Below are 14917 nucleotides of genomic sequence, written 5' to 3'. Positions count from 1 at the left end.
ATATTTAATTCAGTCTCTCCTGCACCACATTCGTGCGTCGGCCAGCCTTCCCGGAAGTGCGGCGAACAAGCGCCGGTTCTCATTCGGTGAGATTTTTCAACCAGTCAACGCTCAGAAGTCTCCCATCTGCCGACGCAGGAACTCGTGGAAGTGCTGCATGCCGTCTTCCATCGGACTCTGGTACGGACCGACTTCCGACACGCCGCGCTCGAACAGCGCACGACGCCCGGCGTCCATCCGCTCGGCAATCTCGTCGTCCTCGCGCGCCGTTTCCATATAGGCGGCGCGTTCGGCCTCGATGAATTCGCGCTCGAAGAGGGCGATTTCCTCGGGGTAATAGAATTCGACGATGTTCGTCGTCTTCTGCGGACCGCGCGGAATCAGCCAGGACACCACCAGCACGTGCGGATACCATTCGATCATCAGGTGCGGGTAGTACACCATCCAGATCGCGCCGAAGTCCGGCGGCACGCCTTCCCGGTAGCGCAGCAACACGTCGTGCCACTGGCGATAGATCGGGCTGCCCGGTTTGGCCAGGCCTTCATGCACGCCGACGGTCTGGACGCTATACCAGTCGCCGAACTCCCAACTCAGGTCCTCGCACGAGACGAAGCTGCCCAGACCGGGGTGGAACGGTACGACGTGATAGTCCTCGAGATAAACCTCGATGAACGTCTTCCAGTTGTAGTTACATTCATGCACTTCGACGTGATCGAACATGAAGTTCGAAAAGTCGAGATGGTGCTTGACGCCCAGGCGTGCGAGATCTGCCTGCACATCGCGGCCTTGCGCTTCGAACAGCAGCCCGTTCCAGCGTTGCAGCGGAAACTTGCTGAGGTTGAGGCAGGGCTTTTCCGGGAAATGCGGCGCGCCGAGCAATTCGCCCTTCGTGTCGTAAGTCCAGCGGTGAAGCGGGCACACGATGTTGGGCGTATTCCCGCGCCCATTGAGCATGACCGCCTGGCGATGACGGCAGACGTTCGAGAGCAATTCGATGCCGTCGTGCTCGCCCGCGCCATTGCGCACGAGCATGCGGCCTTCCTGCTCCGCCGGGAGGGCGAAGTAATCGCCGGCTTCCGGCACCATCAGTTCGTGGCCCACATAGCGGGGGCCGTGCTTGAAGAGGACTTCACGCTCGCGGGCGAGGAGCGCCTCATCGAAATACGTGTAGACCGGCAGTTGGCTCGAGGCCGGTTTCAGTTGCAAAGCGCTGCTTAGATTGGACATTCCCACTCCCGTCTAGCTTGAAAGCAGTGAACAACCCAACCATCGAAAAATCGATTTAGGGGAACCGACGATTATACCCGGTCTATCCATTCAGGGGCCGCTAAGTCCATGATTTACGTTAAATAATGTCCGAAAATTGTCATCGCGACCGGTTTTGAGGCAATTTACGCTCTGCGAGCTAGTGCGCTTTTGCCGTAAAATGGAACATTCGACCCGAATTTTGCGTTTATGGCCAAGACTGCAAAGTCGCAAGACGCGGTGCCCGACGCGCCGCAAGATCTGCCCGAGACCTACGAGGCTGCGCTCGCCGAGCTGGAAAAGCTCGTCGGTCGCATGGAAGGCGGTGAGCTGGGACTGGAGGAATCGCTGGGCGCCTACCGGCGCGGCGCCGTGCTGGTGAAGTACTGCCAGGGGCTGCTCGAAAAAGTCGAGCAGCAGGTGAAGGTGCTCGAAGGCGAGACGCTCAAGCCGCTCGGACCGGCCGCGCGCGACGAGTTCTGAGCGCCGCGCCGGACCTCACGATCGAGCAAACGGCAAGACGACCCACGACCCAATGCGTCCCCGCGATTGCGGGGCGCCTCAATAACACGCACGGCCCCGGGGCACGTGCAGGACGAAGACGATGGCGGATCAGAATATCAAGGCCTGGATGCAGGCGGTACAGGCCCGTGTGGAACAGGCGCTCGACGCTGCGCTGCCCAAGGCGGCCGATGGCGGCTCGGCGCGACTCAACGAATCGATGCGTTATGCCGTGCTCGGCGGCGGCAAGCGCGTGCGTCCGCTGCTGTGCTTCGCCGCGGGTGAAGTGACGCAGGCGAGCGAGACCGCGCTGGACCGTGCCGCCTGTGCCGTTGAAATGATTCACGCCTATTCGCTGGTACATGACGATCTGCCATGCATGGATGACGACGACCTGCGCCGCGGCAAGCCCACGGTGCACGTGCAGTACGACGAAGCCACGGGGCTGCTCGCCGGCGACGGCCTCCAAACCCAGGCGTTCGCCTTGCTGGGTGAAGCCACGAACGACCTGAGCGCTGCGCAATCGCTCGCGCTGGTGCGCGAACTGGCGGTGGCTTCGGGCGCGCTCGGCATGGCAGGCGGTCAGGCAATCGATCTGGAAAGCGTGGGTATCAAGCTGACGCAGTCGCAACTGGAGAACATGCACCGCCTGAAGACCGGCGCGTTGCTGCGTGCCTCGTTGCGCATGGGCGCCATCTGCGGCCGTGCGCTGTCGGACGACGAAACCGTCGCGCTCGATGCCTACGCGGCCGCCGTTGGACTCGCTTTCCAGGTCGTGGACGACATTCTGGACACGACGGCCGATTCCGCTACGCTGGGCAAGACGGCGGGCAAGGATGCCGCCAACGACAAGCCCACGTATGTGTCGTTGATGGGCCTCGACGGCGCGCGCGCCTACGCCGAAAAGCTGCGCGCCGATGCCCACGAGGCGAGCGCGTCGCTTGGCAATGCGGACCGCTTGCGCGCGCTGGCCGACTACGTGGTCGATCGCATCAATTGAAGGACGTAGCCCGATAGTTCGCGTCAGTAGCCTGGGCGTCCGGTCGGAAGAGTTTCTGAAATCGGTCGCCGGCGGCAGTGCGGCATCGAACCCGCGGGACCGTATGCAGTAGAGATAAGCAAGGGGCAAGGAGGGTCGGCGCGATCTCCCCACAGAACGCACCGGCAGGAGATCGGGAACAGTGCGCAGGGGGCGCTGCCCGGTAAAGAACGCCTATATATGGAACGACGATGTACGAACTTCTAAATACTATCGATGACCCGGCCGATCTGCGGCGTCTGGAGCGTCGCCAACTCGCGCCGCTGGCCGAGGAACTGCGTGCTTTCGTGCTCGAGAGCGTGTCGCGTACCGGTGGCCACCTGTCGTCCAATCTCGGTACGGTCGAGTTGACGATTGCGCTGCATTACGTCTTCAACACGCCGGAAGATCGTATCGTCTGGGACGTGGGCCACCAGAGTTATCCGCACAAGATCCTGACCGGGCGGCGCGATGCCATGGGTTCGCTGCGTCAGTTGGGCGGCATTTCGGGCTTCCCCAAGCGCGACGAGTCGCCGTACGACACTTTTGGTACGGCGCACTCGAGCACGTCGATTTCGGCGGCGCTCGGCATGGCGCTCGGCGCGCGCACGAAGGGCGAGAACCGTTTCGGTATCGCCGTGATCGGCGACGGCTCGATGACGGCCGGCATGGCGTTCGAAGCGATGAACAACGCCGGTGTGCACGAAGACGTGCCGTTGCTGGTCATCCTGAACGACAACGATATGTCGATCTCGCCGCCCGTCGGCGCGCTCAACCGCTATCTGGCCCGCCTGATGTCGGGGCGCTTCTACGCAGCGGCGAAAAAGGGCGTCGAGAAGGTCTTGAGCGTGGCGCCGCCGGTGCTGGAACTGGCGCGCAAGTTCGAAGAACACGCCAAGGGCATGGTCGTGCCCGCCACGATGTTCGAGGAGTTCGGATTCAATTACATCGGCCCCATCGACGGCCACGATCTCGATTCGCTGATTCCGACGCTCGAGAACATCAAGAATCTGAAGGGGCCGCAATTCCTGCACGTCGTCACGCGCAAGGGCTACGGCTACAAGCTGGCCGAGGCCGATCCGGTGCTGTACCACGGTCCGGGCAAGTTCAATCCGGCTGAAGGCATCAAGCCGAGCGCGAGCAGCAAGAAGACATATACGCAGGTGTTCGGCGACTGGCTGTGCGACATCGCCGCCGTCGACAAGCGCATCGTGGGCATCACCCCGGCCATGCGCGAAGGTTCCGGTCTGGTCGAGTTCGAGAAGCGCTTCCCGGATCGTTATTACGACGTGGGCATCGCCGAGCAGCATGCGGTCACGTTCGCAGGCGGCATGGCAACGGAAGGTCTGAAGCCGATCGTCGCCATCTATTCGACGTTCCTGCAACGCGGCTACGACCAACTGATTCACGACATCGCCCTGCAAAATCTGCCGGTCGTCTTTGCGCTGGATCGCTCGGGTCTCGTGGGGGCGGATGGTGCGACGCACGCCGGTGCGTACGACATTCCGTTCATGCGCTGTATTCCGAACATGGTCATCATGGCGCCGTCCGACGAGAACGAATGCCGTCAGATGCTCTACACCGGCGTGCAGATCGACGGCCCGTCAGCCGTGCGCTACCCGCGTGGCGCAGGCACCGGCGCCGCGATCGAGCAGACGATGACCGCACTGCCGATCGGCAAGGGCATCGTGCGCCGCGAAACTCAGGCAGAAGCGGGCCGTCGCGTTGCGATTCTCGCCTTCGGCAGCATGGTTGCACCGTCGCTGGCGGCGGCGCAGACGCTCGATGCGACCGTGGCCGACATGCGTTTCGTCAAGCCGATCGATGACGAGCTGATTGCACGTCTGGCCAGGACGCATGACTACCTCGTGACTGTCGAAGAAGGCAGCATCATGGGCGGCGCAGGTTCGGCCGTCGCGGAATCCCTGCTGACGAGTGGGGGTAATCGACCCGTACTACAATTGGGCCTGCCCGATCGTTTCATCGATCATGGCGACCCGGCACTGCTTCTGTCCGGTCTGGGTCTCGATGCCGCAGGTATCGCCAAGTCGATCTGCGAACGCTTCGATCTCCAGCCGGCGGACGCCTCGCAGGCAGCCGGCAAAGTGACAAGGAAACTCGTCGCCTGAACCGCCCGGTAGTCCCGAGTGTCCGAACGATCCGGCTTGCGCGCCGGATCGTTTCGTTTTTGCATGGCGCACTCTCATCCCGTGCCGGGCTTCTCCGGCATGTTTCCGGTAGCACTCGCCAGAGGCTCGTGAGTTGCGTGTCGGGCACGTTTTGCCCATTGCCTCCCCCCAAGTCGGCTTGCCGGCAAAGAAGGAAACTAGATGAACCAGATGAACCCCGCTTTCGTCATGCCGGACGTGCAGAGCACCGTCGATACCCGGCAGATCCCGATTCAGCGCGTTGGTGTGCGCGGTGTGCGTCACCCGCTGACCGTGCGTCTGGCTGACGGCGGCGTGCAGGCGAGCGTTGGCCTGTTCAACCTCGACGTGCATCTGCCGGCCGATCAGAAGGGCACGCACATGTCGCGATTCGTGGCGCTGCTCGAAGCGAATCGTGCGCCGCTGGATGTCGCGGGTTTTCGCGCGATGCTCGCCAGCATGCTCGACAAGCTCGAAGCCGAAGCCGGGCGCATCGAAGTGACGTTCCCGTACTTCATCAATAAGACGGCCCCGGTCTCCGGTGTCCAGAGTCTGATGGACTACGAGGTGACGCTCACCGGCGACGTGCGCAACGGCGAGACGCGTGTGTGGCTCAAGGTGCTCGTGCCGGTAACGAGCCTGTGCCCGTGCTCGAAGAAGATTTCGCAATACGGTGCGCACAATCAGCGCTCGCACATCACCATCGACGCCGAGATCGCCGGCGACATCGCTGTTGAGGCGCTGGTGCGCATGGCCGAAGAAGAGGCCTCGTGCGAGTTGTGGGGGCTGCTCAAGCGTCCGGACGAAAAGTACGTTACGGAGCGCGCCTATGAGAATCCGAAGTTCGTGGAGGACCTGGTCCGCGACGTGGCGACGCGTTTGAATGAGGAGCCGCGTATCGTGGCTTACGTGCTTCAGGCCGAGAATTTCGAGTCGATCCACAATCACAGTGCCTACGCGGTGATCGAACGCGACAAGCGTCACGCAGCCTGACGGCGCGGCGAAGCGTCGGCATCAAAAAACCGCTCCTCGGAGCGGTTTTTTGATGGGCATCGGCCGTTGCAAAATCAGACGCTACGCACGATATCGGCGAGATCCCAGCGGGGGCGAACGGTATAGGCGTACTCGCTGTCGGCCTCGTCCGGCCAGTGCTTGAGTCGCATCGCGCCGGCAAAGGCGATCATCGCGCCGTTATCCGTGCAGAACGCGAGATCGGGATAGTGCACGCGGTAGCCGCGACGACGTGCCGCTTCGTTCAGGCCGGCACGAAGCTGTGCGTTTGCCCCCACGCCGCCCGCGACCACCAGCGTCTTCATGCCGGTTTGCTTGAGTGCCGCCATCGACTTGGCGACGAGCACTTCGACGATGGCGTCGACAAAACCGCGTGCGAGGTCAGCCTTCTCCTGTTCGCAGACGTTACCGCCGAGGTTGCGCACTTGCGTGAGCACCGCGGTCTTGAGCCCGCTGAAGCTGAAATCGAGATTGCCGGAATGCTTCATCGGACGCGGCAAGTCGAAACGGCCGGGGGTGCCGAAGTCTGCCAGACGCGAGACGGCCGGGCCGCCGGGATAACCCAGCCCCAGCAGCTTGGCGGTCTTGTCGAACGCTTCGCCGGCGGCGTCGTCCAGCGTTTCGCCGAGCATCGCGTATTGGCCGAAGGCGCGCACTTCCATCAACTGGGTGTGGCCGCCCGAGACCAGCAGTGCCACGAATGGGAAGCCGGGGGCGTCCGGCGCGAGCAGCGGAGACAGCAGGTGACCTTCGAGATGATGTACGCCCACGACCGGACGCTCGAGCGCGAAAGCCAGGGCGTTCGCGACACTGGCGCCCACGAGCAGGGCGCCGGCCAGCCCGGGGCCTTGCGTATAGGCAATGGCGTCGATGGCGCTGAGCGGTTTGCCGGCCTGCGCCAGCACTTCCTCGGCCAACGGCAGGGCGCGACGGATGTGGTCGCGCGACGCCAGCTCGGGCACCACGCCGCCGTACTCGCGATGCATGGCAATTTGCGAATGGAGCGCGTGCGAGAGCAGCCCCGCCTCGGTGTCGTAGAGGGCGAGTCCGGTTTCGTCACAGGAGCTTTCAATGCCTAGAACCAGCATGGCGGAAGGGGGTGGCGCGCAGCGTCAATGAATAAGGAGAGGCCGGAAGTATACCAGTCGGCCCCCGCGGCTGCCGGTTACAATGCGCGCCATGGAAAAGTTCGATGTAGCGATCGTGGGCGCCGGCGCGGCCGGCCTGATGTGTGCGGCCGTGGCCGGGCAATTGGGTTTGCGCGTGGTGCTGATCGATCATGCGACGCGTCTGGCGGAGAAGATCCGCATTTCGGGCGGCGGCCGCTGCAATTTCACCAATATCAACGCCGGGCCGGCAAATTACCTGTCGGAGAATCCGCGTTTTTGCCGTTCGGCGCTGGCGCGTTATACGCCGCGCGATTTTCTGGACCTGCTCAAGCGCCACCGCATCGCGTGGCATGAAAAGCATCGCGGTCAGCTCTTCTGCGACGAAAGCGCGGAAGACATCATCGACATGCTGCGAAAGGAGTGTGCCACGGGGCACGTGCACTGGCGCATGCCCTGCGCGGTCCACACCGTCGCCTATACGGAGGCGGGCGGTCTGCATCGTTATCATTTGACGACGGATGCGGGGCATATCGCGGCCAAACGCCTGGTGATCGCGACCGGAGGGTTGTCGATTCCGAAAATCGGAGCGACGGACTGGGGTTATCGTGTTGCGCGTCAGTTCGGCCTGGAGATCGTCGAACCGCGCCCGGCGCTCGTGCCGCTGATGTTCGATGCGTCCACCTGGGCGCCTTTCGCTGGTCTGTCGGGCCTGTCGCTCGAAGTCGAGGTGAGTACGGGCAAGGGAAAGGAAGCGGGAAGCTTCCTCGAAGACCTGCTGTTCACGCACCGTGGACTCTCCGGGCCCGCCATTCTGCAAATTTCCAGCTTCTGGACGCCCGGCCAGCCGATCACGCTCGATCTGGCGCCTGCGTTCGAGATCGAGGCTGCATTGTTCGAGGCGAAGGCCACCTCCAAACGTCAATTGGGCAACCTGCTGGCGCAATGGGTACCAGCGCGCCTCGCGGACGCATGGGTCGCGAATAGCGGACTCTCGCCACAGGCCCGCGTGCAGGAATTGCCGGATAAGGCGTTGCGCACGCTGGCGCAGGCGTTTTCGGGCTGGACGCTCAAACCGTGCGGCTCGGAAGGGTGGCGCAAGGCGGAGGTGACGCGCGGCGGCGTGGATACCAGGGCGTTGTCTTCGGCGACGCTGGAATCGCGCACGCAGCCCGGCCTGCACTTTGTTGGCGAAGTCGTCGACGTGACAGGGTGGCTCGGCGGTTACAACTTCCAATGGGCGTGGGCGTCCGCCGTGGCATGTGCCGGGGCGATGTCCGACAGCATCGCGTCGGCGCGGGCCGCCGGCAGTGTTCCGGGCTGACCCTTGGGCGACACGTCAGGGCCGCCCGACCCGGTGACCCAAAGGCGACGCGCTGTCATAGACGGCCACTCGCGCACTATGCTACACTCTTTCCTTCGTGGAGACGGCGCCGAATCGGCAGCAATCGCCGCTTGGGAAGTGGTCGACGCCTGTGGGCGAGACGACTCCGGCGTATTGCGCGGGATGTTGCGTCCGACCCGTCAGCGGCGACTTGGGTTGGCGAAGCCTGCGCCGTGGCGGTCCGAGTCTCCGGCGAGCCCGCTTGTGATCGCGTCCGTGATCGTTTCATCAAGCGGGTTTTTGTGCTTTGTGCCCTGCTCAATCCTGCGCCAGTGCAACGGCAGCGGTTTTGGGATGGTAAGTGGCACGCCGTCGTCGTCCTTTTCTTTGGGGCGGCATGCACTACACTAAAACGTAATCGAATTCCGGAATCCCTGCTCATGAGTCTGAAAGAACGCATCAACGAAGACATGAAGGCGGCCATGCGTGCCAAGGCCGCCGATAAACTGGGGACCATCCGTTTGCTGCTTGCAGCCATCAAACAAAAAGAAGTCGACGAGCGCATCACGCTCGATGATGCCGCTACGGTCGCCATCGTCGACAAGCTGATCAAACAACGCAAGGATTCCATCAGCCAGTTCCAGGCTGCCGGCCGTACCGATCTGGCCGACAAGGAGGCCGCCGAATTCGAAGTGCTCATGGTCTACATGCCTGAGCAACTTTCGGCAGAGGAAGTCGCGCAGGCGGTCAAGGCGGCAGTGGCGCAAACGGGCGCTGCGGGTCCGCAGGACATGGGTAAGGTGATGGGCGTGCTCAAGGGCCTGCTGGCCGGTCGCGCCGACATGACCGTCGTGTCCGCGCAAGTGAAGGCGGCGTTGGCTGCGTAATCCAGTGGTGCGGTACGGAGCCGTCGCGGTTGCGACGGTTCGGCACCGCGTTGCGATGGCACCGATCCAGTGATTCCCCAGTCGTTCTTGCAGGATTTGCTCAACCGCGTCGATATTGTCGAGGTGGTGGGCCGTTACGTTCAGTTGAAAAAGGGCGGGGCAAACTTCATGGGGCTGTGCCCCTTTCATAACGAGAAGTCGCCCTCATTTACGGTGAGTCCCACCAAGCAGTTCTACCACTGCTTCGGGTGCGGCGCGCACGGCAGCGCGATCAGCTTCCTGATGGAGCATGCCGGACTCGGATTTGTCGAAGCCGTTGAGGAGCTGGCCCGCAATGTCGGGCTGGACGTGCCGCGAGAGGCGCCGATGCCGGGCGCGCCGGCACCCGCCGCGCAACGTGCGCAGACCCTCGGGCTGGTGGACGTGATGACGCGCGCGTGCGATTACTACCGTAAGCAGTTACGTGGCGCGCCGGTGGCGATCGAGTACTTGAAGCGACGTGGGTTGACGGGCGAAATCGCCGCGCATTTCGGTCTGGGCTATGCCCCCGATGGGTGGCAGAACCTCGAAGCCGCGTTCGAGAACTACCGCGACGACCAGTTGCTCGATGCCGGACTCGTCATCGAGAGCGAAAAGGGCGAAGCGGGCAGTACGAAGCGGCGTTACGACCGTTTTCGCGACCGGATCATGTTCCCGATCCGTAATACGAAGGGCCAGGTGATCGCCTTCGGCGGACGCGTGCTGGACAAGGGCGAGCCCAAGTATCTGAATTCGCCTGAAACGCCGCTCTTCAGCAAGGGGAGCGAGCTTTACGGGTTATTCGAGGCGCGTATCGGCATTCGCGATGCCGGTTACGTGCTGGTGGTCGAAGGGTATATGGATGTCGTGGCGCTCGCGCAACTCGGCTTCCCGCAGGCGGTGGCTACGCTGGGCACCGCATGCACGCCGATGCACGTACAGAAGCTGCTGCGCCAGACCGAGACGGTGGTGTTCAGCTTCGATGGCGACGCGGCAGGGCGCCGGGCGGCGCGCCGCGCGCTCGAAGCCTGTTTGCCGCACGCCGACGACAATCGCAGTTTCAAGTTTCTGTTTTTGCCGAGCGAGCACGATCCGGACAGCTACGTGCGAGAGCACGGCGCGCAGGCATTCGCTGATGAAGTATCGCGTGCCATGCCGATGTCGCAGTTCCTGATCGGAGAGGTTACGGCGGGCAAGGAAATGCACCAGCCGGAAGGCCGGGCGCGAGCCTTGTTCGAAGCCAAGCCGCTGTTGCAGCAAATGCCGGCGAACGCGTTGCGCGGGCAGATCATCCACGCGCTGGCCGAGCGGGTGGGCAGTTCGGTGAACGAGGTTGCGGAACTGTGCGAATTGCACATCGGCGCTGCCCGCCGTCAGAACGCATGGGATAAGGCGCCTGCCAAACGCGAGAAGCGTCGTGTCGTGGGCACCGAGCACCGGGCACTACAGAACTTGCTGATGTTTCCGGCGCTTGGAAACGAATTGACGGAAGAAGAGACCAAGATATTGCGGGAGATGGGTCATCACGGCGAGATTTTCTCGGAAGTGCTGACGCTTTGCCGCGAAATGGGGGCAGAGGCGGACTTCCGTTATATGTCTGACCGGTTGAAGATTTCGCCGAACTGGGCGAGTTTCGACGACATCATTCGCGAAATCCTTTCCTTTGAGGAGAATGCGCGCGATCTGATGTTGTTCGACCCGGAAGACGAAGCGCAGGTCGAGCGTCGTGAAGAGCAGATCGCCCTGCGACTCACAGAGTTGCGCAGTGCGATCCGGCGCCTGCATTACGACCGGTTGTGCGAAGCGCTGGAGACGATTTTCAAGCGGGCGTCGCTGACGTCCGATGAATTGCGCCACGCTCAGGCGCTGTCGCGCGAGCGCGACGAATTGAAGCGATGGCTGGCTTCGGCCGGCACAGGCGGCACGCGAAGTTGAGGTAAGCCCGCGTGCTATAATGGAAAGTTTTCAGTGGGCTGTTTTCTGGCAAGCGAGATCGCTATGGCAAAGACGACAACGACCAGCGGAAAAAAGGCGGTAATCCCTTCACCGACGGCAAAGCGCGCGACAGGCGCGGCGGCGGCATCCGGTGGGAAGGGGGCGTCTCGATCTGCGAAAAGTGTCGTTGCGGGAAAAGCCGGCGCGGCGTCGCGAGCCACGAAGAAGACAGCCAGCCAGGCAAGTTCGGCGAAACGTACCACGCAAACCAAGGCAGCCGCCGGTGCCAAGAGAGCGACCGGCAAGACGGCTGCGAAGGTGACCGATGTCACCAAGCGCAAGGGTGCGACCGCCACGACGGCGAGGGCTGCGAAGGCAGCCAGGCCGACGGTGAAGTCCGAGCCGCCAGTCAAGGTCAAGGCGACTAGGGCGGCAACGGCCACGAAGGCAACGGCAGGCGGGAAACCGCAGGCCCGAGAACTCGCTGAAAAAAGCGCGAAGAGCGCAACTACCGCCAAGGCTTCGCGCCTGGCGGGCCGCAGTACACCTGCGACGAAAGCCCCACGCAAGACCGGGGCTTCCAGCAAACCGGAGGCAGTGGTGGAGGTTACGCCGGCGGCAATTGAGCCGGTCGTCCCTAAAGCACGCGGCAGAGCCGCGAAGACTACGGCCACGGCGGAGCAGAACGTCGCAGCGAATACTAACGATCAACCCGTGAACGAAGATCAGACCAAAGTGGAAAAGCAGAAGGCGCGTGATCGCCGGGCAAAAGAGAAAGCACTGCTCAAGGACGCATTTTCCTCGCACCAGCCCGGTACGGCCGAGGAACTTGAGGAACGTCGTGGCAAGCTGAGGACACTGATCAAGCTGGGCAAGGAACGAGGCTTCCTGACCTTTGCAGAGATCAACGACCACCTCCCCGACGATGTGGTGGAGGGCGACGCGCTGGAAGGCGTGATCGCAACGTTTAATGACATGGGCGTGGCCGTCTACGAGCAGGCGCCGGATGCCGAGACGCTGCTGCTCAACGACAATGCGCCGAACGCGGCAACGGACGACGAAGTGGAGGAGCAGGCGGAAGCGGCCCTGTCGACCGTCGATTCCGAATTTGGTCGCACGACTGACCCGGTGCGTATGTATATGCGCGAAATGGGTACCGTCGAGCTGCTTACGCGCGAAGGCGAGATCGAGATCGCGAAGCGCATTGAAGAAGGCCTCAAGCACATGGTGCAGGCCATCTCCGCTTGCCCGACGACGATCGCCGAAATTCTGGCCATGGCCGAGAAGGTCGAGCGCGAAGAAATGCGTATCGACGAAGTGGTCGACGGCCTGATCGACCCGAACGCGGAAGCCAATGCGGCCGCCGCTGCCTCCGAGGAAGAAGATTTCGACGCCGATGCGGACGAAGAAGAGGAGGAAGAGGAAGAAGAGGAAGGCGACGAGGAAGAGGATGGCGGCAACGGCGGCGCGGCAACGGCGGCGCAGGTCGAGCAACTCAAGCGTGACTCGCTCGCCAAGTTCGCCGTGATCGCCGACTGGTTCGGCAAGATGCGCCGTGCGTTCGAGAAGGAAGGCTATCAGTCGAAGCCGTACGTGAAGGCTGGCGAGTCGATCCAGGCTGAGCTCATGACCATCCGCTTCACGGCGCGTACGGTCGAGCGTCTGTGCGACACGCTGCGCTCGCAAGTGGACGAAGTGCGCAACATTGAGCGCGCGATCCTGAACATCGTGGTCGACAAGTGCGGCATGCCGCGCGCGGATTTCGTGTCGCGTTTCCCGGGCAACGAAACCAACCTCGACTGGATCTACACGGTCGTGGCCGACAACAAGGCTTATAGCTCGGTGGTTGAGCGTAACGTGCCGGCCGTGCAGGAACTGCAACAGAAGTTGATCGACCTGCAAGCACGGGTGGTGTTGCCGCTGGCGGAATTGAAGGACGTCAATCGCAAGATGTCGGAAGGTGAGCGCCGCGCCCGCAAGGCCAAGCGCGAAATGACCGAAGCGAACTTGCGTCTGGTGATTTCGATTGCGAAGAAGTACACGAACCGTGGTCTGCAATTCCTGGATCTGATTCAGGAAGGCAACATTGGCCTGATGAAGGCGGTGGACAAGTTCGAATACCGTCGTGGTTACAAGTTCTCGACGTACGCGACGTGGTGGATTCGTCAGGCCATCACGCGTTCGATTGCCGACCAGGCACGTACCATCCGTATTCCGGTGCACATGATCGAAACGATCAACAAGATGAACCGGATCTCGCGTCAGATCTTGCAGGAAACCGGTGTCGAGCCGGATCCGGCGACGTTGGCCGAGAAGATGGAAATGCCGGAGGACAAGATCCGCAAGATCATGAAGATCGCGAAGGAACCGATCTCCATGGAAACGCCGATCGGTGACGACGACGATTCGCATCTGGGCGATTTCATCGAAGATACTGGCACGGTAGCACCTGCGGACGCCGCATTGCATGGTAGTATGCGCGACGTCGTAAAGGACGTGCTCGATTCGCTCACGCCGCGTGAAGCCAAGGTGCTGCGTATGCGTTTCGGTATCGAGATGAGCACGGACCATACGCTCGAGGAAGTGGGCAAGCAATTTGACGTGACGCGCGAGCGTATTCGTCAGATCGAAGCCAAGGCGCTGCGCAAGCTGCGTCACCCGAGCCGCTCCGACAAGCTCAAGTCGTTCCTCGAAGGCAATTGATTGCTGCCTGAGCGAGCGCCGGTAGTTGTGGGCCGTTAGCTCAGCGGTTAGAGCAGGGGACTCATAATCCCTTGGTCGCTGGTTCGAACCCAGCACGGCCTACCAAAAAGCACTGTTGTATCAGTACCTTACGCCGCTCTGACCAGCGGCGTTTTTTCTTTCTGGTCTTGCTGTGACCAAAACGTGACCGTCTGCGCATGATGTGCGAGATGCGACGGCGAGAGGTGGGCATAGCGTTGGACCATCTCGATCGTCTCCCAGCCACCCAAGTCTTTTAGCACCATGAGCGGCGTACCGTTCTGTGCGTGCCAACTTGCCCAGGTGTGGCGGAAGTCGTGGAAATGAAAGTCCTCGATCCCGGCCACCTCACACGCCCGTCTGAGGCAGCGTGCATCGACCTGGCTAATCTTGCGCGTCTTTCCATCGACCGAAGGGCGCTCGAACACGTACTTCTTCGCTTTCAGCAATCGGCGTTGAAGAACTTCGATAGCATCGGCGTTCAACGGTACAGATCGGGCATATCCAGACTTGGCGTTCTCCGATACCACCCACGCATTGCCACGCGGCAGATCTACGTGCGACGGTTCTAGCGAACGTAGTTCGTCTTCACGCATCCCTGTCGCCACGGCAACGAGGCAGATATCGCGCATCCATTCCAGCGTGAGCGCTTCGAGCACCTTGGCGATGACGGAAGGTGGCTCCCAGCGCACTCGCTTGTCAGGCTCGTCAAACCGGCTCAACTTGGGGACGCGGTCAATCCATCCCCATGCGTGCGCCAAATTCAGGATGCGCTTGATCGTCGCGAGATAGCGATTCTTCGTCGCGGGTTCGAGAGGCGTAGCCTTGCGGTGCTTGTTCGTTGTGTGAGTTGGCAAGCCCTGCATGATCTTGCCGGCGGTTAAAGAGCGGACCGGCGTGTTCTCCCCGATGACGGAGCGCCAGTAAGTCACGTGCAGCACCTTCTTGTCGTAGCTTGTTTGGCCCTCTGCGAGCTTCAGCATGCCTAGGGCGGCTTCGTCAAA

The 14917-nt window shown here is 62.2% G+C and carries 12 protein-coding genes and 1 tRNA gene; 9 read left to right on the top strand and 4 right to left on the bottom strand.

Going from position 1 to position 14917, the window contains the following annotated elements; all coding sequences use genetic code 11:
- Positions 1 to 111: 111 nt before the first annotated feature.
- Positions 112 to 1227: an aromatic ring-hydroxylating oxygenase subunit alpha gene (locus tag AB870_RS14465; protein ID WP_047905252.1), complete on the bottom strand. Its 1116-nt coding sequence runs from the start codon at positions 1225 to 1227 to the stop codon at positions 112 to 114.
- Between the two features lie 228 nt (positions 1228 to 1455).
- On the opposite strand from AB870_RS14465, the gene AB870_RS14460 reads away from it, so the two are divergent.
- The 4 genes from AB870_RS14460 (at position 1456) to folE2 (ending at position 5904) form a co-directional block, all read left to right on the top strand.
- Positions 1456 to 1728, top strand: a complete 273-nt coding sequence (locus tag AB870_RS14460) for an exodeoxyribonuclease VII small subunit (protein ID WP_047905251.1) — start codon at positions 1456 to 1458, stop codon at positions 1726 to 1728.
- A gap of 121 nt (positions 1729 to 1849) precedes the next feature.
- Entirely contained in the window at positions 1850 to 2746 is an 897-nt protein-coding gene (locus tag AB870_RS14455; RefSeq protein ID WP_047905250.1) for a polyprenyl synthetase family protein, read from the top strand.
- A gap of 230 nt (positions 2747 to 2976) precedes the next feature.
- Entirely contained in the window at positions 2977 to 4893 is a 1917-nt protein-coding gene (gene dxs, locus AB870_RS14450; protein WP_047905249.1) for a 1-deoxy-D-xylulose-5-phosphate synthase, read from the top strand.
- A gap of 201 nt (positions 4894 to 5094) precedes the next feature.
- Positions 5095 to 5904 carry a GTP cyclohydrolase FolE2 gene (gene folE2, locus AB870_RS14445; RefSeq protein ID WP_047905248.1) on the top strand — a complete coding sequence of 270 codons (810 nt, stop codon included), beginning with the start codon at positions 5095 to 5097 and terminating at the stop codon, positions 5902 to 5904.
- Positions 5905 to 5978: 74 nt separating this feature from the next.
- Here folE2 and tsaD read toward each other — a convergent pair whose 3' ends face one another.
- On the bottom strand, positions 5979 to 7010 hold the full coding sequence (gene tsaD / locus AB870_RS14440; protein ID WP_047905247.1) for a tRNA (adenosine(37)-N6)-threonylcarbamoyltransferase complex transferase subunit TsaD: 1032 nt from the start codon (positions 7008 to 7010) through the stop codon (positions 5979 to 5981).
- A gap of 91 nt (positions 7011 to 7101) precedes the next feature.
- Between tsaD and AB870_RS14435 the strand changes: the two genes are divergently transcribed.
- From AB870_RS14435 to dnaG, 3 genes are all read left to right on the top strand, one after another.
- Positions 7102 to 8352, top strand: coding sequence for a BaiN/RdsA family NAD(P)/FAD-dependent oxidoreductase (locus AB870_RS14435; RefSeq protein ID WP_047908221.1), 1251 nt, complete (start codon positions 7102 to 7104; stop codon positions 8350 to 8352).
- Between the two features lie 440 nt (positions 8353 to 8792).
- Positions 8793 to 9239: a GatB/YqeY domain-containing protein gene (locus tag AB870_RS14430; protein ID WP_047905246.1), complete on the top strand. Its 447-nt coding sequence runs from the start codon at positions 8793 to 8795 to the stop codon at positions 9237 to 9239.
- 69 nt (positions 9240 to 9308) lie between these two features.
- On the top strand, positions 9309 to 11192 hold the full coding sequence (gene dnaG / locus AB870_RS14425; RefSeq protein ID WP_047905245.1) for a DNA primase: 1884 nt from the start codon (positions 9309 to 9311) through the stop codon (positions 11190 to 11192).
- 14 nt (positions 11193 to 11206) lie between these two features.
- Here the strand turns inward: dnaG and AB870_RS27130 are convergent, their stop codons facing one another.
- Positions 11207 to 11866, bottom strand: a complete 660-nt coding sequence (locus AB870_RS27130; protein WP_237170163.1) for a hypothetical protein — start codon at positions 11864 to 11866, stop codon at positions 11207 to 11209.
- Here AB870_RS27130 and rpoD point away from each other — a divergent pair.
- Positions 11793 to 13895 (top strand): RNA polymerase sigma factor RpoD, encoded by a 2103-nt coding sequence (rpoD, locus tag AB870_RS14415; protein ID WP_047908220.1) that lies wholly within the window; start codon positions 11793 to 11795, stop codon positions 13893 to 13895. The genes AB870_RS27130 and rpoD overlap by 74 nt on opposite strands.
- Before the next feature lie 29 nt (positions 13896 to 13924).
- A tRNA-Ile gene (locus AB870_RS14410) sits at positions 13925 to 14000 on the top strand.
- 23 nt (positions 14001 to 14023) lie between these two features.
- On the opposite strand, the gene AB870_RS14405 is transcribed toward AB870_RS14410, so the two are convergent.
- Complete coding sequence (locus AB870_RS14405; RefSeq protein WP_237169948.1) at positions 14024 to 14896, bottom strand: site-specific integrase; 873 nt, start codon at positions 14894 to 14896, stop codon at positions 14024 to 14026.
- Between the last annotated feature and the right edge of the window lie 21 nt (positions 14897 to 14917).

Origin of the sequence: Pandoraea faecigallinarum, from assembly GCF_001029105.3 — a bacterium.
In the GTDB taxonomy this organism is placed as follows: domain Bacteria; phylum Pseudomonadota; class Gammaproteobacteria; order Burkholderiales; family Burkholderiaceae; genus Pandoraea; species Pandoraea faecigallinarum.
This window is presented reverse-complemented; position numbering and strand designations above follow the sequence as displayed.

Coding starts and splice junctions, on each gene's coding strand:
- AB870_RS14465 (WP_047905252.1), bottom strand. CDS start 1,227: ATGTCCAATCTAAGCAGCGCTTTGCAACTGAAACCGGCCTCGAGCCAA.
- AB870_RS14460 (WP_047905251.1), top strand. CDS start 1,456: ATGGCCAAGACTGCAAAGTCGCAAGACGCGGTGCCCGACGCGCCGCAA.
- AB870_RS14455 (WP_047905250.1), top strand. CDS start 1,850: ATGGCGGATCAGAATATCAAGGCCTGGATGCAGGCGGTACAGGCCCGT.
- dxs (WP_047905249.1), top strand. CDS start 2,977: ATGTACGAACTTCTAAATACTATCGATGACCCGGCCGATCTGCGGCGT.
- folE2 (WP_047905248.1), top strand. CDS start 5,095: ATGAACCAGATGAACCCCGCTTTCGTCATGCCGGACGTGCAGAGCACC.
- tsaD (WP_047905247.1), bottom strand. CDS start 7,010: ATGCTGGTTCTAGGCATTGAAAGCTCCTGTGACGAAACCGGACTCGCC.
- AB870_RS14435 (WP_047908221.1), top strand. CDS start 7,102: ATGGAAAAGTTCGATGTAGCGATCGTGGGCGCCGGCGCGGCCGGCCTG.
- AB870_RS14430 (WP_047905246.1), top strand. CDS start 8,793: ATGAGTCTGAAAGAACGCATCAACGAAGACATGAAGGCGGCCATGCGT.
- AB870_RS14405 (WP_237169948.1), bottom strand. CDS start 14,896: ATGCTGAAGCTCGCAGAGGGCCAAACAAGCTACGACAAGAAGGTGCTG.